Origin of the sequence: Mesorhizobium sp. AD1-1 (genome assembly GCF_020164655.1) — a bacterium.
GTDB classification, from domain to species: domain Bacteria; phylum Pseudomonadota; class Alphaproteobacteria; order Rhizobiales; family Rhizobiaceae; genus Mesorhizobium; species Mesorhizobium ciceri.
In genome coordinates this window covers 152,799-175,064 of record NZ_JAIUGP010000013.1, presented here as the reverse complement: position 1 = coordinate 175,064, position 22,266 = coordinate 152,799, and the positions used below count along the sequence as shown (strand labels likewise).

The 22,266-nt window shown below is 63.7% G+C and carries 19 protein-coding genes; 16 read left to right on the top strand and 3 right to left on the bottom strand.

Annotated features, from left to right (window positions below; translation table 11 throughout):
* The 14 genes from murG (at window position 1) to LB519_RS23150 (ending at window position 17,136) form a co-directional block, all read left to right on the top strand.
* Window positions 1–1,128 carry an undecaprenyldiphospho-muramoylpentapeptide beta-N-acetylglucosaminyltransferase gene (gene murG / locus LB519_RS23215; protein ID WP_013530957.1) on the top strand — a complete coding sequence of 376 codons (1,128 nt, stop codon included), beginning with the start codon at window positions 1–3 and terminating at the stop codon, window positions 1,126–1,128.
* Window positions 1,125–2,531 (top strand): UDP-N-acetylmuramate--L-alanine ligase, encoded by a 1,407-nt coding sequence (gene murC / locus LB519_RS23210; protein WP_013530958.1) that lies wholly within the window; start codon window positions 1,125–1,127, stop codon window positions 2,529–2,531. The genes murG and murC overlap by 4 nt, the downstream gene beginning before the upstream one ends.
* A complete protein-coding gene (gene murB / locus LB519_RS23205) occupies window positions 2,528–3,493 on the top strand; it encodes a UDP-N-acetylmuramate dehydrogenase (protein WP_013530959.1) in 966 nt (321 codons plus the stop codon). Before murC ends, murB begins: the two co-directional genes overlap by 4 nt.
* Before the next feature lie 390 nt (window positions 3,494–3,883).
* Window positions 3,884–4,810 (top strand): D-alanine--D-alanine ligase, encoded by a 927-nt coding sequence (locus tag LB519_RS23200; RefSeq protein WP_224621297.1) that lies wholly within the window; start codon window positions 3,884–3,886, stop codon window positions 4,808–4,810.
* Entirely contained in the window at window positions 4,798–5,739 is a 942-nt protein-coding gene (locus LB519_RS23195; protein WP_024501462.1) for a cell division protein FtsQ/DivIB, read from the top strand. Before LB519_RS23200 ends, LB519_RS23195 begins: the two co-directional genes overlap by 13 nt.
* Window positions 5,736–7,043: a cell division protein FtsA gene (gene ftsA, locus LB519_RS23190; protein WP_013530962.1), complete on the top strand. Its 1,308-nt coding sequence runs from the start codon at window positions 5,736–5,738 to the stop codon at window positions 7,041–7,043. Before LB519_RS23195 ends, ftsA begins: the two co-directional genes overlap by 4 nt.
* 68 nt (window positions 7,044–7,111) lie before the next feature.
* Entirely contained in the window at window positions 7,112–8,791 is a 1,680-nt protein-coding gene (ftsZ, locus tag LB519_RS23185; RefSeq protein ID WP_063168307.1) for a cell division protein FtsZ, read from the top strand.
* A 280-nt stretch (window positions 8,792–9,071) separates the two neighbouring features.
* A complete protein-coding gene (gene lpxC / locus LB519_RS23180; protein WP_224621296.1) occupies window positions 9,072–10,022 on the top strand; it encodes a UDP-3-O-acyl-N-acetylglucosamine deacetylase in 951 nt (316 codons plus the stop codon).
* A gap of 263 nt (window positions 10,023–10,285) precedes the next feature.
* Window positions 10,286–11,155 (top strand): outer membrane protein assembly factor BamD, encoded by an 870-nt coding sequence (locus LB519_RS23175; RefSeq protein WP_024501459.1) that lies wholly within the window; start codon window positions 10,286–10,288, stop codon window positions 11,153–11,155.
* Window positions 11,156–11,274: 119 nt separating this feature from the next.
* Window positions 11,275–12,948 (top strand): DNA repair protein RecN, encoded by a 1,674-nt coding sequence (gene recN / locus LB519_RS23170; RefSeq protein WP_024501458.1) that lies wholly within the window; start codon window positions 11,275–11,277, stop codon window positions 12,946–12,948.
* 112 nt (window positions 12,949–13,060) lie between these two features.
* Window positions 13,061–15,265, top strand: coding sequence for an NAD-dependent DNA ligase LigA (ligA, locus tag LB519_RS23165; protein WP_224621295.1), 2,205 nt, complete (start codon window positions 13,061–13,063; stop codon window positions 15,263–15,265).
* The gene (locus LB519_RS23160) at window positions 15,265–15,957 is read left to right on the top strand and encodes a DUF2461 domain-containing protein (protein ID WP_013530968.1); all 693 of its coding nucleotides are present in this window, start codon (window positions 15,265–15,267) and stop codon (window positions 15,955–15,957) included. Before ligA ends, LB519_RS23160 begins: the two co-directional genes overlap by 1 nt.
* A 157-nt stretch (window positions 15,958–16,114) precedes the next feature.
* Complete coding sequence (locus LB519_RS23155) at window positions 16,115–16,843, top strand: AzlC family ABC transporter permease (protein ID WP_024501455.1); 729 nt, start codon at window positions 16,115–16,117, stop codon at window positions 16,841–16,843.
* On the top strand, window positions 16,840–17,136 hold the full coding sequence (locus LB519_RS23150; RefSeq protein WP_013530970.1) for an AzlD family protein: 297 nt from the start codon (window positions 16,840–16,842) through the stop codon (window positions 17,134–17,136). Before LB519_RS23155 ends, LB519_RS23150 begins: the two co-directional genes overlap by 4 nt.
* Before the next feature lie 183 nt (window positions 17,137–17,319).
* Here the strand turns inward: LB519_RS23150 and LB519_RS23145 are convergent, their stop codons facing one another.
* The 3 genes from LB519_RS23145 to LB519_RS23135 form a co-directional block, all read right to left on the bottom strand.
* The gene (locus tag LB519_RS23145) at window positions 17,320–19,164 is read right to left on the bottom strand and encodes an aminopeptidase P family protein (protein WP_024501454.1); all 1,845 of its coding nucleotides are present in this window, start codon (window positions 19,162–19,164) and stop codon (window positions 17,320–17,322) included.
* A gap of 138 nt (window positions 19,165–19,302) precedes the next feature.
* Window positions 19,303–20,175, bottom strand: a complete 873-nt coding sequence (locus LB519_RS23140; protein WP_024501453.1) for a 50S ribosomal protein L11 methyltransferase — start codon at window positions 20,173–20,175, stop codon at window positions 19,303–19,305.
* A gap of 10 nt (window positions 20,176–20,185) precedes the next feature.
* Window positions 20,186–20,764 carry an SCO family protein gene (locus LB519_RS23135; protein WP_013530973.1) on the bottom strand — a complete coding sequence of 193 codons (579 nt, stop codon included), beginning with the start codon at window positions 20,762–20,764 and terminating at the stop codon, window positions 20,186–20,188.
* Window positions 20,765–20,952: 188 nt separating this feature from the next.
* Between LB519_RS23135 and LB519_RS23130 the strand changes: the two genes are divergently transcribed.
* Together LB519_RS23130 and LB519_RS23125 are read left to right on the top strand one after the other, a co-directional pair.
* Entirely contained in the window at window positions 20,953–21,471 is a 519-nt protein-coding gene (locus LB519_RS23130; protein WP_024501452.1) for a CreA family protein, read from the top strand.
* Window positions 21,472–21,545: 74 nt separating this feature from the next.
* The gene (locus LB519_RS23125; RefSeq protein WP_224621294.1) at window positions 21,546–22,187 is read left to right on the top strand and encodes a DapH/DapD/GlmU-related protein; all 642 of its coding nucleotides are present in this window, start codon (window positions 21,546–21,548) and stop codon (window positions 22,185–22,187) included.
* The last annotated feature ends 79 nt before the right edge of the window (window positions 22,188–22,266 follow it).

Sequence of the window (22,266 nt, the reverse complement as noted above, 5' to 3'; positions counted from 1 at the left end):
ATGGCCAGAGGCGTCATCCTTCTCGCGGCAGGCGGCACCGGTGGGCATCTTTTCCCGGCCGAGGCGCTGGCGCATGAGCTGAACGAGCGCGGCTGGTCGGTGCACCTGGCAACCGACGACCGTGCCGAGCGTTTCGCCGGCCATTTTCCGGCTGCCGCCGTCCACCCGATCCAGTCGGCGACGATGGGCTCGAAAAACCCTTTTGCCCTGCTTGGTGCCTTCTGGAAAATCTGGCGCGGCGTGCGCCAGGCTTCTGCCGTCATCGCCAGGATCAAGCCGGATGCCGTCGTCGGCTTCGGCGGCTATCCGACCTTGCCGCCGCTCTACGCGGCGACACGGCGCAAGGTACCGACCCTGATCCATGAGCAGAACGCGGTGATGGGGCGCGCCAACCGGGCGCTGGCCGGCCGTGTCGACGCGATCGCCGGCGGCTTCCTGCCGCAGGACAGCAGTGCAGCCGGGGTCAAGACGGTGACGACAGGCAATCCGGTCCGGCCTGCGGTGCTGGAAGCGGCCAAGACTGCCTATGCGGCATCTGCCGGGGATCAACCGTTCCGCCTGCTGGTTTTTGGCGGCAGCCAGGGCGCCCAATTCTTTTCCGATGCCGTGCCGGGAGCCATTGCGCTGCTTTCCGACGCCCAGCGCAAACGGCTGGTCATTACCCAACAAGCGCGCGCCGATGACGTGGCGCGGGTCAAGGCGGCCTATGCCACCCTTGGCGTCGCCGTCGAGGTCTCGCCCTTCTTCACCGATATGGCGGCACGCATGGCGGCCGCTCATCTGGTGATCTCGCGTTCCGGCGCCTCGACCGTCTCGGAGATCGCCGTCATCGGCCGGCCGGCGCTGCTGGTGCCTTACCCCCATGCGCTCGATCACGATCAGGCGGCGAACGCGGCGGCCCTTGCCGCTGCCGGCGGCGGCGAAGTGCATCCGCAATCCTCGCTCTCGTCCGAACGCATCGCAGCGCTTGTCGGCGGGCTGATGGACGACCCCGATCGGCTGACGGCGATGGCGGCGGGTGCGAAATCGGCCGGCAGGCCGGACGCGGCACGGTTGCTCGCCGATCTTACAGAGGCTATTGCGTCCAAAAAAACCGTTTCGGATTTCAGGAAGGGGACGCAAGCATGAAGATGCCGCAGACCATCGGCCTTGTGCATTTCATCGGCATTGGCGGCATCGGCATGAGCGGCATTGCCGAAGTGCTGCACAATCTCGGCTACAAGGTGCAAGGGTCCGACCAGGCCGAAAGCGCCAATGTGCAGCGGCTGCGCGACAAGGGCATTGAATGCTTCGTCGGCCATAGGGCCGAGAATCTCGGCGATGCCGAGGTGGTGGTCGTCTCGACGGCGATCAAGAAATCCAACCCTGAGCTGAAGGCCGCGCGCGAAAAGCTGCTGCCGATCGTGCGCCGGGCCGAGATGCTGGCCGAACTGATGCGCTTTCGCCAGGCGGTGGCGATCGGCGGCACGCATGGCAAGACGACGACGACCTCGATGGTGGCGACCTTGCTCGATGCGGGCGGGCTCGATCCGACCGTGATCAATGGCGGCATCATCAATGCCTACGGCACCAACGCCCGCATGGGCGACGGCGAATGGATGGTGGTCGAGGCCGACGAGAGCGACGGCACCTTCCTGAAACTGCCGGCCGAGATCGCGGTCGTCACCAACATCGACCCCGAGCATCTTGACCACTATGGCAGCTTCGACAAGGTGCGCGAGGCGTTCCGCCAGTTTGTCGAGAACGTTCCGTTCTACGGTTTTGGCGTGATGTGCACCGATCACCCCGAAGTGCAGGCGCTGGTCAGCCGCATCGAGGACCGCCGGGTCATCACCTATGGCGAGAATGCGCAGGCCGACGTGCGCTTTACCAATCACCGCATGTCAGGTGCCATTTCGGAATTCGACGTGGTGATCCGCGACCGCAAGACCGGCGGCCAGACTGTCATAGCAGGCCTGCGCCTGCCGATGCCCGGCCGTCACAACGTCTCCAACGCGACGGCAGCAATCGCGGTCGCGCACGAACTCGGCCTGTCGGCCGAGGCGATCAAGAAGGGCCTGTCGTCCTTCGCCGGCGTCAAGCGCCGCTTCACCCATACCGGTTCGTGGGACGGCGTCGAAATATTCGACGATTACGGCCACCATCCGGTCGAGATCTCGGCGGTGCTGAAGGCGGCGCGCAGCGCCACCCAGGGTCGTGTCATCGCCATTGCCCAGCCGCATCGCTTCACCCGGCTGCATGATCTGTTCAACGAGTTTTCCACCTGCTTCAACGACGCCGACACAGTAATGGTGGCGCCGGTCTACGCGGCCGGCGAAGAGCCGATCGACGGCGTCAGCTCGGACGCGCTGGTGTCGCGCATCCGCGCCGGCGGTCATCGCGACGCGCGCTACATCGAGGGCCCGGCGGCGATTGCGCCCATCGTCCGTGATCTGGCAAAGCCGGGCGATTTCGTCGTCTTCCTTGGAGCCGGCAACATCACCCAATGGGCCTATGCGTTGCCCAAGGAGCTTGGCGGGACCGTCTCATGATGCACGGCCAGGCCCTGATCGACAGACTTGGCGACCGGCTTGCCGGCCTGCGTGGCCGCCTGACGCCGAACGCCGAGATGGACAAGATCACCTGGTTCCGTGCCGGGGGGCTGGCTGAAGCGTTGTTCCAGCCGGCCGATGAGGAGGACCTTGCCGCGTTCCTGAAAGCCGTTCCCGAAGAGATACCGCTGACGGTCGTCGGCGTCGGCTCCAACCTTCTGGTCCGCGATGGCGGCATCGAGGGCTTTGTCATTCGGCTTTCGGCCAAGGGCTTCGGCGATGCCGAGGTGATTTCGCCAATCAGGATCAAGGCGGGAGCTGCGACCCCCGACAAGCGCGTCGCAGCGGTGGCGCTCGAGGCCGGCATTGGCGGCTTTCATTTCTACCACGGCATTCCGGGTGCAATCGGCGGTGCGCTGCGAATGAATGCCGGCGCCAATGGCGTCGAGACGCGCGAGCGCGTCATCGAAGTGCGAGCACTCGATCGCAAGGGCAATGTGCAGACGCTGAGCAATGCCGATATGGGATACGCCTATCGCCATTCGGCGGCTCCTTCCGGGCTGATCTTCACCTCCGCCGTGTTCGAAGGCTTTGCCGAGGACAGGGCGACCATCAAGGCTGCGATGGAGGCCGTGCAGAACCATCGTGAGACCGTGCAGCCGATCCGCGAGAAGACCGGCGGCTCGACCTTCAAGAATCCCGACGGCACATCGGCCTGGAAGGAGATCGACAAAGCGGGCTGCCGCGGCCTGATGATCGGCGGCGCGCAGATGTCGCCGATGCATTGCAACTTCATGATCAACACCGGAACCGCGACCGGCTACGACCTTGAATATCTCGGCGAGACGGTGCGCACGCGGGTGCTGGAGAATTCCGGTATCCGGCTGCAATGGGAAATCAAGCGCATCGGCAATTTCCGGCCAGGGCATGCCGTTCAGGAGTTTCTCGGGCAGCTCCTTTAAGGTGCGCTGATATTCAGGTGATGCTCCGCTCCGGTTCTCGAAAGCCTTCGTTTTCGACTCGGCCTGACCTGAATCTCGACACACCTAGCGCGTGTTGAAGTTCATGTGATGCATGAACTTCAACGAGGCGAAAAACGGTCCGCGACCGTTGCCGCAAAGACTCAACGACACGCTTTTCGCATCCATTTTCTCAGAAAGTGAATCTCTCGGAATCGTAAGCACTTGCCAGTGAATCAACTCTCTGATTCTCTGCTCGAAAGCGTTTCCTGATTTGAGTCGTTCGACGCGTTTTCAGCGTTTTCCGTCTGGGGGGCAACCTGCCGGGAGACTCTGACTCAATGTTGCGGAAAATCTGGTTTTGGTCCGCCGTGAGAGAGGGGATGCCGGGGAATGAAAAACAAGCATGTGGCCGTCCTGCTGGGTGGGTTTTCGTCCGAGCGGCCCGTGTCCCTGTCCTCCGGAAAGGCTTGCGCCGATGAGCTTGAGAAGGAAGGTTACCAGGTCACCCGCGTCGATGTCGGGCGCGATGTCGGCTCCGTGCTTGCCGAGCTCAAGCCCGATGTCGCCTTCAATGCGCTGCACGGCCCCTTCGGCGAGGACGGCACCATCCAGGGCATCCTCGAATATCTCGGCATTCCCTACACCCATTCCGGCGTGCTCGCCTCGGCTCTGGCCATGAACAAGGAGCAGGCCAAACGGGTTGCCAAGGCGGTCGGCATCGTGGTCGCCGAATCGAAGGTCGCCAGCCGCTTCGCCATCCAGAACAAGCATCCGATGAGGCCGCCCTATGTGGTCAAGCCGGTCAATGAGGGCTCAAGCTTCGGCGTCGTCATCGTGCATGAAGGTCAGTCGCATCCGCCGCAGGTTCTTGGCTCGTCGGAATGGAAATATGGCGATACCGTCATGGTCGAGCGCTACATTCACGGCAGGGAGCTGACCTGCGCGGTGATGGGCGATGTGGCGCTGGGGGTCTGCGAGATCATCCCGACCGGCCATTCCTTCTACGACTATGATTCAAAATATGTCGCCGGGGGATCAAAGCACGAATGCCCCGCAAAAGTTTCACCGAATATTTACCAAAAAATACAAACACTGGCGCTCAAGGCTCACCAAGCGATCGGCTGTCGGGGCGTTTCCCGGTCGGACTTCCGTTATGACGATCGGCATTCCGAAAACGGCGAGATTGTCTGGCTCGAGGTCAACACCCAGCCGGGTATGACGCCGACGTCCTTGGTGCCTGAAATCGCCGCCCAGGCCGGGCACTCGTTTGGCGATTTGTTGAGTTGGATGGTGGAGGACGCTTCGTGTCTGCGTTGAAATGGGGACAGGGTAGGGAGAGGGGCGCGGCCGGTCCGGCGCTGTTCGGCCTGTCGTTGTCGTTGGACCATTTCGTGCTGCCGCGGATGCTGCGCCGCCCGGTGCGCATTATGGCGCGCCTCGGTGTCGGGGAATTCCAGGCGCCGCGCTTTTCCGCGGCCATGATGTCGGCCGTGCTGATTTTCTCGAGCAGTGCCTATGGCGCCTATCTCGGCGGTCATGTCGACGGTATCGTGCAGAGCATCACCGCCCGTACCGGATTTGCCGTCGATCAGGTCAAGGTGGTGGGCAATCGCCAGACCTCGGAAATCGATATACTCGACAGGCTTGAACTCGACGGCTGGACGTCGCTGATCGGCTTTAATGCCGAGGCCGCGCGGGAACGAATTGCGACCTTGCCGTGGATCGAGGTCGCGGCGGTGCGCAAGGTCTATCCGCATACGCTGGAAGTGCGTGTCGAGGAGCGTGAGGCTTTCGCGCTCTGGCAGCAGGGTGACGAGCTTTCGGTCATCGAGAGGAATGGCGCCATGATCGCGCCGTTCTCGGGCGGCAAGCAGGTGCTTCTGCCGCTGCTGATCGGCACCGGCGCGCCGGCGAGCGCGCCCGATTTCCTGGCCAAGGTCGAAAAATATCCCGAGCTCGCGAACCGGATCAAAGGTTATATCCGTGTCGGCGAACGGCGCTGGGACCTGAAGCTGGACAATGGCATCACCATCAAGCTTCCCGAGGACGACGAGGATCAGGCGCTCGCCGAACTCGTGAAGATGGATCATGACAACGGTTTGCTGTCGCGCGACATCGCCGCCGTCGACATGCGCCTGACGGACCGGCTGGTCGTGCAGTTGACGGCGGAAGCGGCGACGCAGCGCGAAGCCGCCCTCAACGAGAAACCCAAGAGCCTGAAGCGCAAGCCGGAGACGAAGATATGAGCTGGCTTGGCAGTCCTGGCGATGCCGCGTCGCGCCGGTCTGGCACCCTGACGGTGCTGGATGTCGGTTCGAGCAAGGTCTGCTGCATGGTGGCCAAGCTCAAGCCGTGCGATGACGGCAAGCTGCTGCGCGGCCGTTCGCACCGGATCCAGGTGATCGGCATCGGCCATCAGAAGTCGCAAGGCGTGAAGTCGGGTGTCGTGGTCGATCTCGACAGGGCGGAGCATGCCATCCGCCTTTCCGTCGACGCAGCCGAGCGCATGGCCGGGCTGACGGTTGATTCGCTGATCGTCAACATGACGGCCGGCCGGCTGAAGAGCGAAGCCTTCTCCGCCACCATCAATCTTGGCGGCCACGAGGCCGACGAGGCCGACATCAAGCGCGTTCTCGGTGCTGGCGCCAAGCAGGCGCTGAAGGCCGAGCGCGAAGTGATCCATTCGCTTCCCGTCGGCTTCTCGCTGGATGCCGAACGCGGCGTGCGCGATCCGCGCGGCATGGTCGGCGACGCACTCGGCGTCGACATGCATGTGCTGACCGGCGACGCCGCGCCGATGCGCAATCTGGAGCTGTCCATCAACCGTTCGCATCTGTCGGTCGAGCGCATGGTGGCGACGCCCTATGCCAGCGGGCTGGCGGCGCTGGTCGACGACGAGCTGGAAATGGGTGCGGCCTGCATCGACATGGGCGGCGGCACGACCACGATCTCGGTGTTTTCGGAAGGCAAGTTCGTCCATGGCGACGCCATCGCCATCGGCGGCAACCATGTCACGCTGGACATGGCCAAGGGGCTGTCGACCTCGCTTGATGCCGCCGAACGGCTGAAGGTGATGCATGGTTCGGCGCTGCCCGGCAGCGCCGACGATCGCGACCTGGTCTCGATCCAGCCGATCGGTGACGATGGCGACGTGCCCTTGCAGATCCCGCGCTCGGTGATGACGCGCATCGTGCGCGCCCGCATCGACGAGACGCTCGAACTGCTGCGCGACCGGCTGAACAAGTCCGGCTATGGCAATGCAGTGGGCAAGCGTGTGGTTCTTACCGGCGGCGCCAGCCAGCTTGCCGGCCTGCCGGAGGCGGCGCGCCGCATCCTGGGACGAAATGTGCGCATCGGCCGCCCGCTCGGCGTGGCCGGCCTGCCGGAAGCGGCGAAGGGGCCGGCCTTCTCGGCCGCGGTGGGGCTTCTGATCTACCCGCAGATGGCGAGCTTCGAGAGCCATCCGGCGAAAGGAATTTCCGGTCTCAAAATGACCGGAACGGGCGGAAAACTGCATCGCATGAGTCAGTGGTTGAGAGACAGTTTCTAAAATTGACGGGGACAGCCCCATAGGCGGCCGCGGCGGCGAAGCGGCGTGAAAGGCAAAGGACGGAGACAATGACCATCAATCTGCAAAAGCCGGACATCACCGAGCTTAAGCCGCGCATCACCGTGTTCGGTGTCGGCGGCGGCGGCGGCAATGCCGTCAACAACATGATCACCGCCGGTTTGCGCGGCGTCGAGTTCGTGGTGGCCAACACCGACGCGCAGGCGCTGACCATGTCGAAGGCAGGCCGCCTGATCCAGCTCGGCGCTCACGTCACCGAGGGGCTCGGTGCGGGATCGCAGCCGGAAGTCGGCCGTGCGGCGGCGGAAGAGTGCATCGATGAAATCCTCGATCACCTGACCAACACCCATATGTGCTTCGTGACAGCCGGCATGGGCGGCGGCACCGGCACCGGTGCTGCTCCCGTCGTTGCCCGCGCAGCGCGCGAAAAGGGCATCCTCACCGTCGGCGTCGTCACCAAGCCGTTCCACTTCGAAGGCCAGCGCCGCATGAAGACCGCGGACTTCGGCATCGAGGAATTGCAGAAATGCGTCGATACGCTGATCGTCATCCCCAACCAGAACCTGTTCCGGCTGGCCAATGACAAGACCACCTTCGCCGATGCCTTCGCCATGGCCGACCAGGTGCTCTATTCCGGTGTCGCCTGCATCACCGACCTGATGGTCAAGGAAGGCCTGATCAATCTCGACTTCGCCGACGTGCGCTCGGTCATGCGTGAGATGGGCAAGGCGATGATGGGCACCGGCGAGGCTTCGGGCGAGGGCCGCGCGATGGCCGCCGCCGAAGCGGCGATCGCCAACCCGCTGCTCGACGAGACCTCGATGAAGGGCGCCAAGGGTCTGCTGATCTCGATCACGGGCGGTCGCGACCTGACGCTGTTCGAAGTCGACGAAGCGGCGACCCGTATCCGCGAGGAAGTCGACCAGGACGCCAACATCATCCTGGGCGCCACTTTCGACGAGGAACTCGAAGGCGTCATCCGCGTCTCGGTGGTTGCCACCGGCATCGACAAATCGGCGGCTGAAATCGCCGCTGCGCCGATCTCGATCCGCACAGCGCCTCCGAAGCCGGTCAGCCGCCCGGCGGCTCAGATCGCGGAGGCTCGCCCGGCGCCTGTCCAGCAGGCGGCCTACGAGCCACGCGCTGTCGACCCTGTCGCCGAAGCCATCCAGCTGGCCGAAGCCAATGCCGCGGCGATGGCGCAGGCGCGCCCGGCTCCTGTCGCTCACGCAGAAGATTTCCGCCCACAGAGCAAGATCTTCCAGGCGCCGCCAGCACAGCCGATGCCGCAGCCGGTGGTCCAGCAGATGCAGCCGGCCCCGCAGCCGCGCGAGATGCTGCGCGAAGCCCCGCAGCCTGTTGCCATGGCACCTCAGCGTATGCCGCGCGTCGAGGACTTTCCGCCGGTCGTCAAGGCCGAGGTGGATGCCAAGAGCCGCCCGGTGGACCATGAGAACAACAGCGGACCGATGGGCCTGCTGAAGCGCCTGACCAACGGACTGACCCGCCGCGAGGAAGAACCCGCAAGGCTGCAGCCGGCGCAGCCGCGCGAGCCCAAGCTGCGCCAGGCCGCGCCCGAAGTGCGCCGCCTCGCCAGCCAGGATGCGCAGCTCTATGCGCCGCGCCGTGGCCAACTCGACGATCAGGGCCGCCTGACGCCGCAGGTGAGGACGACTCAGGAAGACGATCAGCTGGAGATTCCGGCGTTCCTGCGCCGCCAGGCCAACTGATTGGTAAACGGACTGTAACATTGTTAACAGGCAAGCGAGGAATCGCTTGCCTGTTAACGTTTTAAATGATGTGATTTCAACGACTTACAAAGTCGCACCCATTCCAGTTCGCGGTTACACAGAGTAAGAAACCGTGATTTGGAGTCTCCCTGACGGGACATTATCTTCGCTGCCTACCATCATCGGTTTGCCGGGATTTCGGGGGAAGTCGCCCTGCCAGCCGATTCACACAAGAGCCGCGCCCTCGGGCTGGAGAAGCGGACCTAGGCATTACGGGCTTATGGGGATTGTCTTGCACGACTATCAGACGACATTGAAGACGCGCGCGTCGCTTACCGGCACCGGCGTCCACAGCGGCAAGGAAGTGTCCATCAGCTTCATGCCGGCGGATGCCGACACCGGCATCGTTTTCCAGCTTTTCAACGGTGCCGAGCAGGGCCGCGAGTTTCGTGCCCTGGTCTCGGAAGTCGGCGCCACCGACCTGTGCACCATGCTTGGTGATCCCGCCGGCGAGCATATCGCCACGGTCGAGCACATCATGGCGGCGCTGTTTGGGCTCGGCATCGACAATGTCGCGGTCGAGATCGACGGTTCCGAGGTTCCGATCTTCGACGGCAGCGCCATGGCGTTCGTCGAAGCCATCGACCAGGCGGGCGTCGAGACGCTTTCGGTCAAGCGCCGCTATATCAGGGTCATCAAGCCGGTCCGCATCGAGAACGGCGCCTCGTGGGCGGAGTTTCGGCCCTATGACGGAACCCGTTTCGAGATCGAGATCGACTTCGAAAGCCCGGCGATCGGCCGTCAGCTGTTTGCCTCCGACCTCAATGCCGATATTTTCCGTCGCGACATCGCGCGCGCCCGCACCTTCGGCTTCATGAAGGATGTCGAGCGGCTGTGGGCTGCAGGCTATGCGCTCGGCTCCTCGCTGGAGAATTCGCTGGTGATCGGCGACGACAACCGCGTCATCAATATGGGCGGCCTGCGCTATCCCAACGAATTCGTGCGCCATAAAACGCTGGACGCCATGGGCGACCTGGCGCTGGCCGGTGCCCGTTTCATCGGCTGCTTCCGCTCCTATCGCGGCGGCCACAGGATGAATGCCGCGGCCCTGCGCCGCCTGCTGTCGGATCGCACGGCGTTCGAGATCGTCGAGACGACGCGCCGGGAGCGTGGCCGCAGCGCCGAGATGAACGCCGTCAACGCGCCGCTCTACGCGCCCTGGATGATCTGATTTTCCCAGGTTTTTCGGGTTCGATGGGGGATAGCGCGTGTTGCAGGAATGCACCACCCGCCAGTGAAATTGCATTGATGTCCAAGCTGCGTCCGGCCGCCACAAAAATGTGCGATTGGCCGGAGATAGCGTTGCCGGGCAAGGCGGTTATGGTTTATGGCTGCTGCCGTCGATTAGTGCATGTCGTTCAAAAGTGGGGACCAGTTTTGAAACAATGGCATGCAACTGGCATTGAAATAGCGCCGAAAGGGCGAGATCCAATCATGTTCTTCAAGCGAGTTGGTCAATTGAAAGCACCGCAGAGGGCCGTTTTCCTGGCGCTTTCAGTAGTTGTTCCATCGCTCTTCCTGTCGGCCTGCATGTCGTCGGAGAAAGATATCGACCTGTCGACCTATGTCGACCAGACCGAGCCGGCCGATGTTCTCTACAACCAGGGCCTTGCCAATCTCAATGCCGGGCGCCTGCAGGAGGCGAGCCGCAAGTTCGACGCCGTCGACCGCCAGCATCCCTATTCGGAATGGGCCCGCAAATCGATGGTGATGGGCGCTTTCGCCGACTATCGCCAGGGCAATTACGACGAGGCGATCGGCTCGGCCAAGCGCTACCTCACGCTCTATCCATCGACCGATGACGCCGCCTATGCGCAGTACATCATCGGCTTGAGCTATTACCGCCAGATCAAGGACGTGACGCAGGACCAGAAGGAAGCGCGTCAGACCGTTCAGACGATGCAGGATCTGGTGACACGCTGGCCGACATCGGAATATGTCGACGACGCCAAGGAAAAGATCCGCTTCGCCAACGATCAGCTGGCCGGCAAGGAAATGCAGATCGGCCGCTACTATCTCGAGCGCCGGGAATACATCGCCGCCGTCAAGCGCTTCCGTACCGTGGTCGAGAATTATTCCAACACGCGCCATGTCGAGGAGGCGCTCGCGCGTCTGACCGAAAGCTATTACGCGATGGGTCTGACTTCGGAGGCGCAGACGGCCGCCGCCGTGCTCGGCACCAACTACCCTGACAGCCCGTGGTACAAGGATTCCTACAAGCTCTTGCAGAGCAATGGGCTTGCACCGCGCGAAAATGCAGGGTCGTGGATATCCAAGGCCGGAAAGATGATCACCGGCGCCTGACGTATGAGCATCGACTGAAGCGTTCACAGCGCTTTTCGGATTGATCCGGTGCTCAAACAAAAAGATAGTGCGGCGCTGCGACTGCAAATGGTCGCGTGCCGTTCTAGATTCGGGTTCTGATGCTTTCCAGACTGTCGATCCGCGATATCGTCCTGATCGAGAAGCTGGATATCGATTTCCAGCCGGGTCTTTCGGTGCTGACCGGCGAAACCGGTGCCGGCAAATCCATCCTGCTCGATGCCCTGTCGCTGGCGCTCGGTGCGCGCGGCGACGCGTCGCTGGTGCGCCATGGCGCGGCGCAAGGCCAGGTCATCGCCGTCTTCGACGTGCCGCGCAATCATCCGGCGCGTGCGCTGCTTGCCGACAATGCGATCGAGGATGACGGCGACATCATCCTGCGCCGCCTGCAGACGGCGGATGGCCGCACCCGTGTCTTCGTCAACGATCAGCCTTCGAGCGTCACGCTGATGCGCGATGTCGGGCGCGCGCTGGTCGAGATCCACGGCCAGCACGATGAACGCGCGCTGGTCGATCCCGGCGCGCATCGCGAGGTGCTTGATGCTTTCGGTGGCCATCTCGGCGCCGTCCGCTCGACCGGCGAGGCATGGCGGCACTGGCGCGCCTGCGAGCAGGAGCTGTCGCGCCACCGCGCCAAGGTGGCGGCGGCCGCGCGCGAGGCCGACTATTTGCGCGCCGCAGTGGCGGAGTTGACGAAGCTCGATCCGCAGCCGGGCGAGGAGACGGATCTCGCCGAACTGCGCGCATCGATGATGCGAGCCGAGAAGATCGCTTCCGAAATCCATGATGCGCAGGATGTGCTGTCCGGCCCGTCCTCGCCCTTGCCGCAACTGGCCAGCCTGCTGCGACGACTGCAGCGCAAGGTGACCGAGGCGCCCGGCCTGCTCGACGACGTCGTCAAATCGCTCGACGAGGCGATGCTGTCGCTCGACGCGGCGCAATCGGGCGTCGAGGCAGCACTGCGCGCCACCGAATATGATCCGCAGCGGTTGGAGAAGGCGGAGGAGCGGCTGTTTTCGCTGCGCGCGGCCTCGCGCAAGCACAGCGTCGCCGTCGACGATCTGGCGCAGCTTCGCGACACGATGTCGGCCGATCTTGCCGATCTCGATGCCGGCGAGGAGCGCCTGCACGGGCTGGAAAAGCAGGCCGCCGCGGCACGCGAGACCTACGACATTGCCGCCGCGCAGCTGTCTTCGCTTCGTCATGCGGCGGCGGTCGGCTTGACCAAGGCGGTCATGGCGGAATTGCCGGCGCTCAAGCTCGAACGCGCCGCCTTTATCGTGGAAATGAAGAGCGAGGCCGAGAGCCGCATGGAAGAGGGCATCGACCAGATCGAATTCTGGGTGCGCACCAATCCAGGCACGCGGCCCGGGCCGATGATGAAAGTGGCGTCCGGCGGCGAACTTTCACGCTTCCTTCTGGCGTTGAAGGTCGCGCTGGCCGACCGCGGCTCGGCGCCGACGCTGGTTTTCGATGAAATCGATACTGGGGTGGGCGGCGCCGTCGCCGACGCCATCGGCCAGCGGCTGGCGCGGCTGTCGAAGCGCGTCCAGGTGCTCTCGGTGACGCATGCGCCACAGGTCGCGGCACGCGCGGCGACGCATTTCCTGATCTCCAAATCCGGCACCACCGACCGTGTCGCCACCGGCATTGCCGAGATGGACCGGCCGGCGCGGCAGGAAGAGATCGCGCGCATGCTGGCCGGCGCCACCATCACCGACGAGGCGCGCGCCGCCGCCGAGCGATTGCTGCGTGAAAACACCACGGCGGCATAAGAACAACAGGTGTCAGGGATCGAGTCAGGATATGGCTCCATCCTGCTGTTCAGGAATGATTTTCCCAAAATCCTGATCTATTGTGGCGGGCCACCGTCCGGGGAAGGAAAGCATGGCTGAAAAACCTGTCGATTCGCTCAGTGAGAGCGAGGCCGAAGCCGAGCTGAAGCGGCTGGCGGAAGAGATCGCCGAGCACGACCGGCGCTACCATACCGAAGATGCGCCTGTTATCACCGATGCCGAGTATGATGCGCTGGCGCGGCGCAACCTTGCCATCGAGGAGCGCTTTCCGGCGCTGGTGCGCGAGGATTCGCCATCGCTCAGGGTCGGAGCAGCGCCCGCGGAAGGCTTTACCAAGGTGCGCCATGCCGTGCCGATGCTCAGCCTTGCCAAGGCCTATACAGACGATGATGTCACGGATTTCATCGAACGCGGGCGGCGGTTCTTCGATCGCGACAAGGAACTCGACATTGCGTTCACGGCCGAACCGAAGATCGACGGGCTATCGGCTTCGCTGCGTTACGAAAACGGTGTGTTCGTGCAGGGCGCAACGCGTGGCAACGGCGCCGTCGGCGAAGACATCACCGCCAATTTGAAGACCATCGCCGACATCCCTGCAAAGCTGAAAGGCTCGGGCTGGCCCGAAACCATTGAGATCCGCGGCGAGGTCTACATGACCTATGCGGAATTCGAGGCGCTGAAGCAGCGTTCGGCCGCCGTCGGCGGCCAGGACTACGTCAATCCGCGCAACACGGCGGCCGGGTCGCTGCGCCAGAAGGATCCGTCCGTCACCGCCAGCCGAAACCTCAAATTCTTCGCCTATGCCTGGGGTTACACGACAGCGGATCCGGCTCCGACCCAGTATGATTCGGTGCAGAAATTCGCCGAGTGGGGGTTCAAGATCAGTCCGCTGATGGTGCGGGCGAAATCGGCCGAGGAGTTGATCGCGCATTATCATCGGATCGAGGAGCAGCGCTCCGCGCTCGGCTACGATATCGACGGCGTCGTCTACAAGGTCGACCAGCTGGAGTTGCAACGCCGCTGGGGCTTCGTCACCGGCGAACCGCGCTGGGCGATCGCGCATAAATTTCCGGCCGAACAGGCGATGACGACCGTGCAGAAGATCGACATCCAGGTCGGCCGTACCGGTACGCTGGCGCCGGTCGCGCGGCTGGCGCCGGTCACGGTCGGCGGCGTCGTGGTCGAGAACGTCACGCTGCACAATGAGGATTACATCAAGGGCCTGGACTCGACCGGCCAGCCGATCCGCGACGGCATCGACGTGCGCATCGGCGATACGGTCGTGATCCAGCGGGCAGGCGATGTCATTCCGCAGATCGTCAGCGTCGTCATCGACAAGCGGCCGGCCGATGCCGTGCCGTACGAATTCCCGCACACCTGTCCGATCTGCGGCTCGCCGGCGACGCGCGAGATCAACGAGAAGACCGGCAAGGAAGATTCCCGCCGCCGCTGCACCGGCGAGCTGATCTGCCCGGCGCAGGCGGTGGAAGGATTGCGCCACTTCGTGTCGCGCGGTGCCCTGGACATCGAAGGCCTTGGTGCCGAGAACATAGATACCTTCTTCAATGCGGGATTGATCAGGACCGCCGCCGATATTTTCACGCTCAGAGATCGCCGTCCGGCCGTCACCAGGGCGCTGGCGGAACGGCGCGAGGAACAGGCGAAGCAGCGCGAGGCCGCATCGGGCAAGACGCGCAAGAACGTGCGCAGCGTCGAGGACCGCAATTATGAGGGCCTCGACAAGCTGTTCGCGGCCATCGATTCGCGCCGCGAGCCGGAGCTCGATCGCTTCATCTTCGCGCTCGGCATCCGCCATATCGGCGAAACGACGGCGGCCGTGCTTGCCCGCACCTTCTCGACCATCGAGGAACTGATCCGCGTGGGCAAGGAAACAGCGGCAGCGGAAGATCCGCACAGTGTCTTCCCCTCGGTCAACGGTATCGGCGATACCGTGATCGACGCGTTGCGCGACTTCTTCGGCAATGAGCGCAATGACGACGTGCTTGATGCGTTGCTCCGCCAAGTCAAGCCGAAGCCGTATATCGTCAACGTCTCGGCCGACAGCGAGGTCGCCGGCAAGACGGTCGTCTTCACCGGCTCGCTGGAAAAGATGACACGCTCCGAGGCCAAGGCGATGGCGGAGCGCCTCGGCGCCAAGGTCGCGGGCTCGGTTTCGGCGAAGACGGATCTGGTGGTCGCCGGGCCGGGTGCCGGCTCCAAGCTCAAGCTCGCCAGCGAACTCGGCATCGAGGTCATCGACGAGGATGCCTGGCTGGCGCGGATCGGCAAGGCCTGATGGACGGCGCATTCAAAGGGTTCGGCCCAAAAGCCATTCCGTTCCTCAAGGCGCTGGATTTCCACCAGAGCCGAGAGTGGTTTTTGGAGAACCGTGACTTGTTCGAACAGGAATTGCGCGATCCGCTCAGTGATCTCGTCGACACGCTGACCGAGCGCTTCGCAAAGGCGGGTCTCGGCCTGCGCGGCGACCGCAAGAAGTCGCTGTTCCGAATCAACCGCGACGTGCGCTTCGCCAAGGACAAGCGGCCTTACAACAGGCATTTGTCTGCCATCCTATCGCCCGACGGCACCAAGATGGAGCAGGGCGTGTTCTACGTCCATGTCGGGCTTGAGCGCTGCTTCGCCGACATTGCCTGGTGGCAGCCGGAGCCGGCGCTGCTGCTGGCGATGCGCAAAGCCATCGCGACGAAGCCGGACAGGTTTCGCGCCCTGGTGGCGGCGTTGAAGAAGAACCGGCTTGAACTCGAGACCGAAGGCCGTATGAAGCGTACGCCACGCGGCTTCGAGGAAATCAGCGATCCCGACCTTGTCGCCGCCATCCGCAACCGGCATTTTGTCGTCCAGCATGTTATCGATCCCGCGGGAATCCATACGGCTGATCTGGTCGACGAGCTCGTCGATTTCACCTTGCGCGCCAAGCCGCTGCTCGACTGGGGCAGGGCGATCGAGGGCAAGATCCTGAAGGAATAAGCGTCTAACTCAGCCGATCCAGCGATCATTTCCGCTGATCGTTTGGCTCAAGCGAATTCGTGTGACACGGCAAGCCGCGCCACCTACATACCGCGCTTCCCTTGTTGTTGTGCATGTCGTTATCCCCCTTTTGGGCGACATGCATCAGGAGTGGTTGATGGCGACGGACGTAATTTCCGAGAGCGGCGACAGAAGCGATTTCTGGCAAGGCGTGCGGCTGTCGATGCCTGTGGTGGTGGCCTCGGCGCCGTTTGCGGTGCTGTTCGGCGCGCTCGCCGTGGACAATGGCTTCTCGGTCCTGGAAGCCTTTCTGATGAGTGCGCTGGTCTATGGCGGCGCCAGCCAGATGGTCGGCATCCAGCTGTTCGGCCAGCATGTGGCGCCGTGGCTGATCGTGCTGTCGATCTTCGCCGTCAATTTCCGCCACGTGCTCTATTCCGCCGGCATCGGCCGGCGCATCGCGCACTGGCCCCTCATCCAGCAGGCGCTTGGTTATTTCATCCTGACCGATCCGCAATTCGCGGTGGCCGAGGCGAGGGCGCAATCCGGCCAGACGGTCGGCTTTGCCTGGTATCTGGGACTTGGCTTGCCTGTCTATCTGTTCTGGATCGTCGAAAGCGCGCTTGGTGCGCTGTTCGGCAAGCTGATCCCCGACACGCACGCGCTGGGCATCGATTTCCTGCTGCCGATCTATTTCCTCGGTCTCGTGCTGGGCTTCCGCAAGCGGCCTCTGTGGCTGCCGGTGGTCATTGCCAGCGCTGCCGCCTCCATCATCGCCTACAAGACCGTGGGCTCGCCCTGGCATGTCTCGATTGGCGCTGTTGCCGGTGTGCTGCTGGCGGTCATCCTGCCTCCCCACCATAGCGGCGTAAAGGCACGGCCATGAGCACGACCTTCTGGATCATTATCGCCGGCGCAATCGCGACCTATCTGACGCGCATCGGCGGGCACCTGGTGATATCGCGCTTCGATACCATCCATCCCCGCGTCGAGGCCGGCCTCAATGCCGTGCCGGCGGCGGTGCTGACGACGCTGGTAGCGCCCGAGCTGTTGAACGCCGGCCCGGCGGAATGGGCCGCACTGGTGGTCACCGCCGTGGTTTCGCTGCGCGGTGGGTTGATGGCGATGTTTTTGGCGGGCGCGGCGGTATTGATCGTGGCGCGGCAGTTCGTCGGGTAGGGCGTATCGATATTCAGGTGATGACGGCCTGCAAACGGCGGCTTCCTGCGCTTCCCCGTTCTACCGCGTCGCGGTAGAACTGAGCTCACGTACCCAAAAGTACGCTTCGCTCCGGTTCACGGAACCCATCGTTTTCGCTCGTCCTGACCTGAATCTCGACACGCCCTCGGCGCCTCAGAAAAATCAAATCTTCGCGTCGTGCGGCAGCGGCGCGGTGGCCTTCTCCAGCCAGGCCAGCGTTTCGCCGTCGAGCATCGGGCCGATCTCGGCCAGCACGCGCGCGTGGTACGAGTCCAGCCAATGCAACTCGTCACGCGTCAGAAGGTCCGACTGCACCAGCCTGGTATCGATCGGCGCCAGCGTCAGCGTCTCGAAGCCGTGCATGGCGATGTCGCCGCCCTCGATCTCTTGCGCCGGCGTCACCAGGATCAGGTTCTCGATGCGGATGCCGTAGGAGCCTTCCTTGTAGTAGCCGGGCTCGTTGGACAGCATCATGCCTTCGAGCAGCTTTTCGGTGCCGGTGCGGGCGATACGCTGCGGGCCTTCATGCACGGCCAGATACGAGCCGACGCCATGGCCGGTGCCGTGGGCGAAGTCGCAGCCGTGCTTCCACAGCGCCATGCGCGCGACGGCATCGATCTCGGAGCCGCGCGTGCCGGCGGGAAAGCGCAAGGTGGAAATGCCGATCATGCCTTTCAGCACCAGGGTGAAGCGTTCGCGCATCTCCTGCGTCGGCTGGCCGATCGGCACGGTGCGGGTGATGTCGGTGGTGCCGTCCTGATACTGCGCGCCGGAATCGAGAAGGAACAGCTCGCCGGCCTGGAGCTTGCGGCTGGTGGCGCGCGACACGCGGTAATGCATGATGGCGCCGTTCGGGCCGGCGCCCGAAATGGTGTCGAAGGAGACGTCGCGCAGCGGCATCTGCGTTTCCTCGCCAGTCCGCCGACGCGACTCCTCCAGCCTGGTGACGACCGATATCTCGTCGAGCGAGCCGGGTTTTTGCCGCTCCAGCCAGCACAAGAGCTTCGCCACCGCAGCGCCATCACGGCGATGCGCGGCGCGCGAGCCGTTGATCTCGGCCTGGTTCTTGGTGGCGCGCGGGATGCGGGCGGGGTCGGCTGCTGCAATCACCGTGCCACCATTCTTCTCGACCAGCATGCAAAGCCTGTCGGCCGCCAGCACCGGGTCGAGCGCGATCTTCGCGCCGCACTTGGCGAGGCCCACGATTGCCGCCTCGAATTCGCCGGGCTCGTGCGGCTCGGCCAGCTGGGTGAGGTAGGCGGCGACCTGGCGCGAGAATTTGCGCTTATCCATGAAAAGCTGGTGCGACCCATCGGCGGCGAGGATGGCGAAGCCGAGCGCCAGCGGCGTGTGCGGCACGTCGCCGCCACGGATGTTGAAGGCCCAGGCGATGGAGGAGGGGTCGGTCAGCACCGCATGGGTGGCGCCGTCCTTGGCGATCGCCGCCGCCAGCCGCGCCAGCTTGTCCTTGGCGAGCTCGCCGGCAAAGCCGATCGGGTGGAGCTCGACCGGGGCCACCGGCGCGTCGGGCTGATCCTTCCAGATGATGTCGATCGGGTTCTTGTCGAGCGGCACCAGTACGGCGCCGTTCTTGTCGACTGAGGCCTGCAGCGCCTTGACCTCGCTGATCGTGTGCAGCCATGGATCGAAGCCGAGCCGTGCGCCCTTGCCAAGATTGTCTTTCAGCCAGACAGCCGGCGGATTGTCGACCAGGCTTTCGATTGAAAAGACGTCGAGATCGACCTCGCTGCGCACCTGCAGCGTATAGCGCCCGTCGACAAAGACGAAGGCGCGGTCGCGCAGGATGATGGCGACGCCGGCCGAGCCGCTGAAGCCGGTCAGCCATTTCAGCCGCGCCGAACGATCGGCGACATATTCGCCCTGATGCTCGTCGGCACGCGGGACGATGAAGCCGTCCAGCCCGTTGGCTTCAAGCCATTGGCGCAGCAGCGCCACGCGCGGTTTGCCGACGGCCGGGTCGCCCGCGGAATCGAAGGTCTGGAACATGGTGGGCCTCCTGCATGTCCGCGCAACCGTAGCGTACGGTCGCGGAAATCGGAATCGATTTCCGGCTGCGCGCAACCTGCTACAGCATCGCCGGACTGACAACTGGGGGAATTTGGTCCAGGCTCGGTCGGTGCCGGTCTAATGCTTCAGGTGGATCGTCACCCAGCCCTCGCGGTGCAAGGTTCTGACATGGCGGAAATTCTGGCCGACATAGGCCGAGATGACCGCGTCGCGCTGGCGCTCGAGGATGCCCGACAGCACGATCGAGCCGCCAAGTGCGATATGATGGGCCATTTGCGGCGCCAGCCGCATCAGCGGCCGCGCCAATATGTTGGCGACGATCAGATCGAAGGGTGCGCGCTTGCCGAAGATCGGATGGTGAAAGCCGGGCGCGGTTGCTGTTTCCACCAGTGCCTTGACGTGGTTGAGCCGCGCATTGGCGGCAGCCACCCGCACCGCCACCGGATCGATGTCGGTGGCCAGCACCGGAATGTGCGCCAGCTTGGCGACGGCGATCGCCAGTACCGCGCTGCCGGTGCCGAGGTCGAGCGCATTGCGCGGGTGTTCGCGCCGGACCACTCTTTCCAGCATTTCCAGGCAGCCGGCGGTGGTGCCGTGATGGCCGGTGCCGAAGGCGAGGCCGGCTTCGATTTCGATGGCGAGTTCGCCGCTGTGGCGTTTCCTGCGGTCATGTGCGCCGTGGACGAAGAAACGTCCGGCACGCACCGGCTTCAGCTCTTCCAGCGAATGCGCCACCCAGTCGATGTCGGGCAGGGGCTCGCGCTCGATCGGCTTCGACAGGGAAAGGCCGGCAAGGATGTCCTTCAAGCGGGTCTCGACCGCATCGATGTCGCCATCGGCATAGAGCGATACTTCGTGGATGTCCTTGTCCTCGTCGACCTCCAGCACGGCGATCGGCAGCCCCTCTTCCTCGAAGGCCGCCTCAAGCGCCGCGAAAATGCTGACGGACTCGATCTTTCCGGTGGTGAAGTAAAGGCGCGTCTGGGTCATGAAATGGTAATCAGCCTTTCGCCGCCAGCCGCTTCAGCTTGGCGATGGCCGTATCGGCGCTTTCGCCGTAGGCGATTGTGCCGGCAAAATCGCCCTTGGCGTTGAGCAGCAGCACCGAGGCGGTATGATCCATCGTGTAGTCGCCGTCGCCGGTGTCGACCTTCTTCCAATAGATGCCGAACGACTTGGCCATGGCATGGACCTTGTCCGGAGCGCCCGTGATGCCGACGATGCGGTCGGAGAAATTGCTGACATAGGCGTTCATCACCTCAGGCGTGTCGCGCTCCGGATCGACCGATACGAAATAGGCGTGCAGGTTCTTGCCGTCGTCGCCGAGCGTCTTCAGCCAGCCGGCCAGTTCGAACAGCGTGGTCGGGCAGACCTCGGGGCAATGGGTGAAGCCGAAGAAGACGACGCTGGGCTGGCCCCGGAAGGCGGCTTCGGTGATCGGCGCGCCTTTCTGGTCGACCAGAGTAAAGGCGGCCCCGAATGGCTCGCCGCCATAGTGGCCGCGATACCAGTCGAAGGTCAGCCAGCCGATGCCGGCCGCCATCAGGACGAGAATACCGACCAGGATAGAACGCATCATCAGAAAAGTCCGTCTGCAGAAATCGTCGCGTCGGCTCAATGCCGCGCCTGTGCGACAGTCTTAGCGGTTCGGCCCCGTTCAGGCAAAGTGCCGCGTTGCCGCAACCGCAGCGGTGTCGACCTATCTGCTTGCAAAGCCGGGCTGCTCGCCCCACCTGTGACCGGCAACTCGAACCGCAGGAGGGTCCCTTGCAACGACTGATTGGGCACGGACTGATTGGGCGAAGACTGATCGGCGGTGCCTTGGCCGCGTGCGTTGTCCTAGGTGCCGGGGCCGCCGTGGCCGATGAAGTCGGCAAGGTCGGCGTCGACTGGCTCGGCAACGACATCATCGTCGAGGCGATCAAGGACCCCAAAGTGGAGGGCGTGACATGTCACGTCTCCTATTTCGATCGCGGCATCATCGATCGCCTGCACAAGGGCAACTGGTTCGAGGATCCGTCCGATTCCTCGATCTCCTGCCGCCAGACCGGCCCGATCACCATCGGCGACATCGACATGAGCGAGGGCGGCGAGGAAGTGTTCAAGCAAGGCATCAGCCTGATCTGGAAGAAGCAGGTGGTGAACCGCATCTACGACAAGGCCAACGAGACGCTGATCTATCTCTCGCATTCGCGCCAGGTGCAGAACGGCTCGGCCAAAATGTCGGTCACCACTGTGCCGCTCTACGGCCAGAACGTGGTGTGGAGCAAAGGCAAGCCGCAATAGGCGATTCAGTTCCTTCCCGGGCGCACGATTGGCCCCGCTTGCGGGACCAATCGCCTAGGGGTAAAGCCGCCGGCATGGACCGTTCCGAAGATCTCGTCCCGAAAGACCCCGAGCCACGCATCCATCCGACCGCGGAGTTGAAGGCGTGCAAGCTTGGGCGTTATGCCTCGATCGGCGAGCGGGTGGTGCTTCGCGAGGTCACCGTCGGCGACTTCTCCTATTTCGAACGCCATTCGGAAGCGATCTACACGACGATCGGTAAATTCTGCTCGATCGCCGCCAACAGCCGCATCAATGCGCTGGAGCATCCCATAGAGCGGCTGACCCAGCACAAGCTCAGCTACCGGCCGAACGAGTATTTTCGCTGGCTGGGCGTCGATGCCGCCTTCCGCGAACGGCGGCAGGCGAAAGCCGTGACCATCGGCCATGATGTCTGGATCGGCCACGGCGCGGTGATCATGCCCGGGGTCACCATCGGCAATGGCGCGGTGGTCGGCGCCAACGCAGTGGTGACGCGTGATGTGCCGCCCTACGCGATCGTCGCGGGCGTGCCGGCGAAGGCTCTCCGGCCACGCTTCGCTCCGGATATCGCGGCGCGGATCGAAGCTCTCGCCTGGTGGAACTGGCCGGTCGAAAAGCTCGCCAGAGCGGTTCCCGACATGCAGGCAATGCCGATCGAAGCATTCTTCGATCGTTGGGAAAACGACGCCGTCTGACCAGCTCAAGACGTCGACGGTAACCAATTTTCTTAACGTAAAATATTAAAGTTAAGAAATGGAAAACGGATTGTATCCG

Bases quoted from the DNA above. Each gene is read 5' to 3' on its own strand.
- murG (WP_013530957.1), top strand. From the start codon at position 1: ATGGCCAGAGGCGTCATCCTTCTCGCGGCAGGCGGCACCGGTGGGCAT.
- murC (WP_013530958.1), top strand. From the start codon at position 1,125: ATGAAGATGCCGCAGACCATCGGCCTTGTGCATTTCATCGGCATTGGC.
- murB (WP_013530959.1), top strand. From the start codon at position 2,528: ATGATGCACGGCCAGGCCCTGATCGACAGACTTGGCGACCGGCTTGCC.
- LB519_RS23200 (WP_224621297.1), top strand. From the start codon at position 3,884: ATGAAAAACAAGCATGTGGCCGTCCTGCTGGGTGGGTTTTCGTCCGAG.
- ftsA (WP_013530962.1), top strand. From the start codon at position 5,736: ATGAGCTGGCTTGGCAGTCCTGGCGATGCCGCGTCGCGCCGGTCTGGC.
- ftsZ (WP_063168307.1), top strand. From the start codon at position 7,112: ATGACCATCAATCTGCAAAAGCCGGACATCACCGAGCTTAAGCCGCGC.
- lpxC (WP_224621296.1), top strand. From the start codon at position 9,072: ATGGGGATTGTCTTGCACGACTATCAGACGACATTGAAGACGCGCGCG.
- LB519_RS23175 (WP_024501459.1), top strand. From the start codon at position 10,286: ATGTTCTTCAAGCGAGTTGGTCAATTGAAAGCACCGCAGAGGGCCGTT.
- recN (WP_024501458.1), top strand. From the start codon at position 11,275: ATGCTTTCCAGACTGTCGATCCGCGATATCGTCCTGATCGAGAAGCTG.
- ligA (WP_224621295.1), top strand. From the start codon at position 13,061: ATGGCTGAAAAACCTGTCGATTCGCTCAGTGAGAGCGAGGCCGAAGCC.
- LB519_RS23160 (WP_013530968.1), top strand. From the start codon at position 15,265: ATGGACGGCGCATTCAAAGGGTTCGGCCCAAAAGCCATTCCGTTCCTC.
- LB519_RS23155 (WP_024501455.1), top strand. From the start codon at position 16,115: ATGGCGACGGACGTAATTTCCGAGAGCGGCGACAGAAGCGATTTCTGG.
- LB519_RS23150 (WP_013530970.1), top strand. From the start codon at position 16,840: ATGAGCACGACCTTCTGGATCATTATCGCCGGCGCAATCGCGACCTAT.
- LB519_RS23145 (WP_024501454.1), bottom strand. From the start codon at position 19,164: ATGTTCCAGACCTTCGATTCCGCGGGCGACCCGGCCGTCGGCAAACCG.
- LB519_RS23140 (WP_024501453.1), bottom strand. From the start codon at position 20,175: ATGACCCAGACGCGCCTTTACTTCACCACCGGAAAGATCGAGTCCGTC.
- LB519_RS23135 (WP_013530973.1), bottom strand. From the start codon at position 20,764: ATGATGCGTTCTATCCTGGTCGGTATTCTCGTCCTGATGGCGGCCGGC.
- LB519_RS23125 (WP_224621294.1), top strand. From the start codon at position 21,546: ATGGACCGTTCCGAAGATCTCGTCCCGAAAGACCCCGAGCCACGCATC.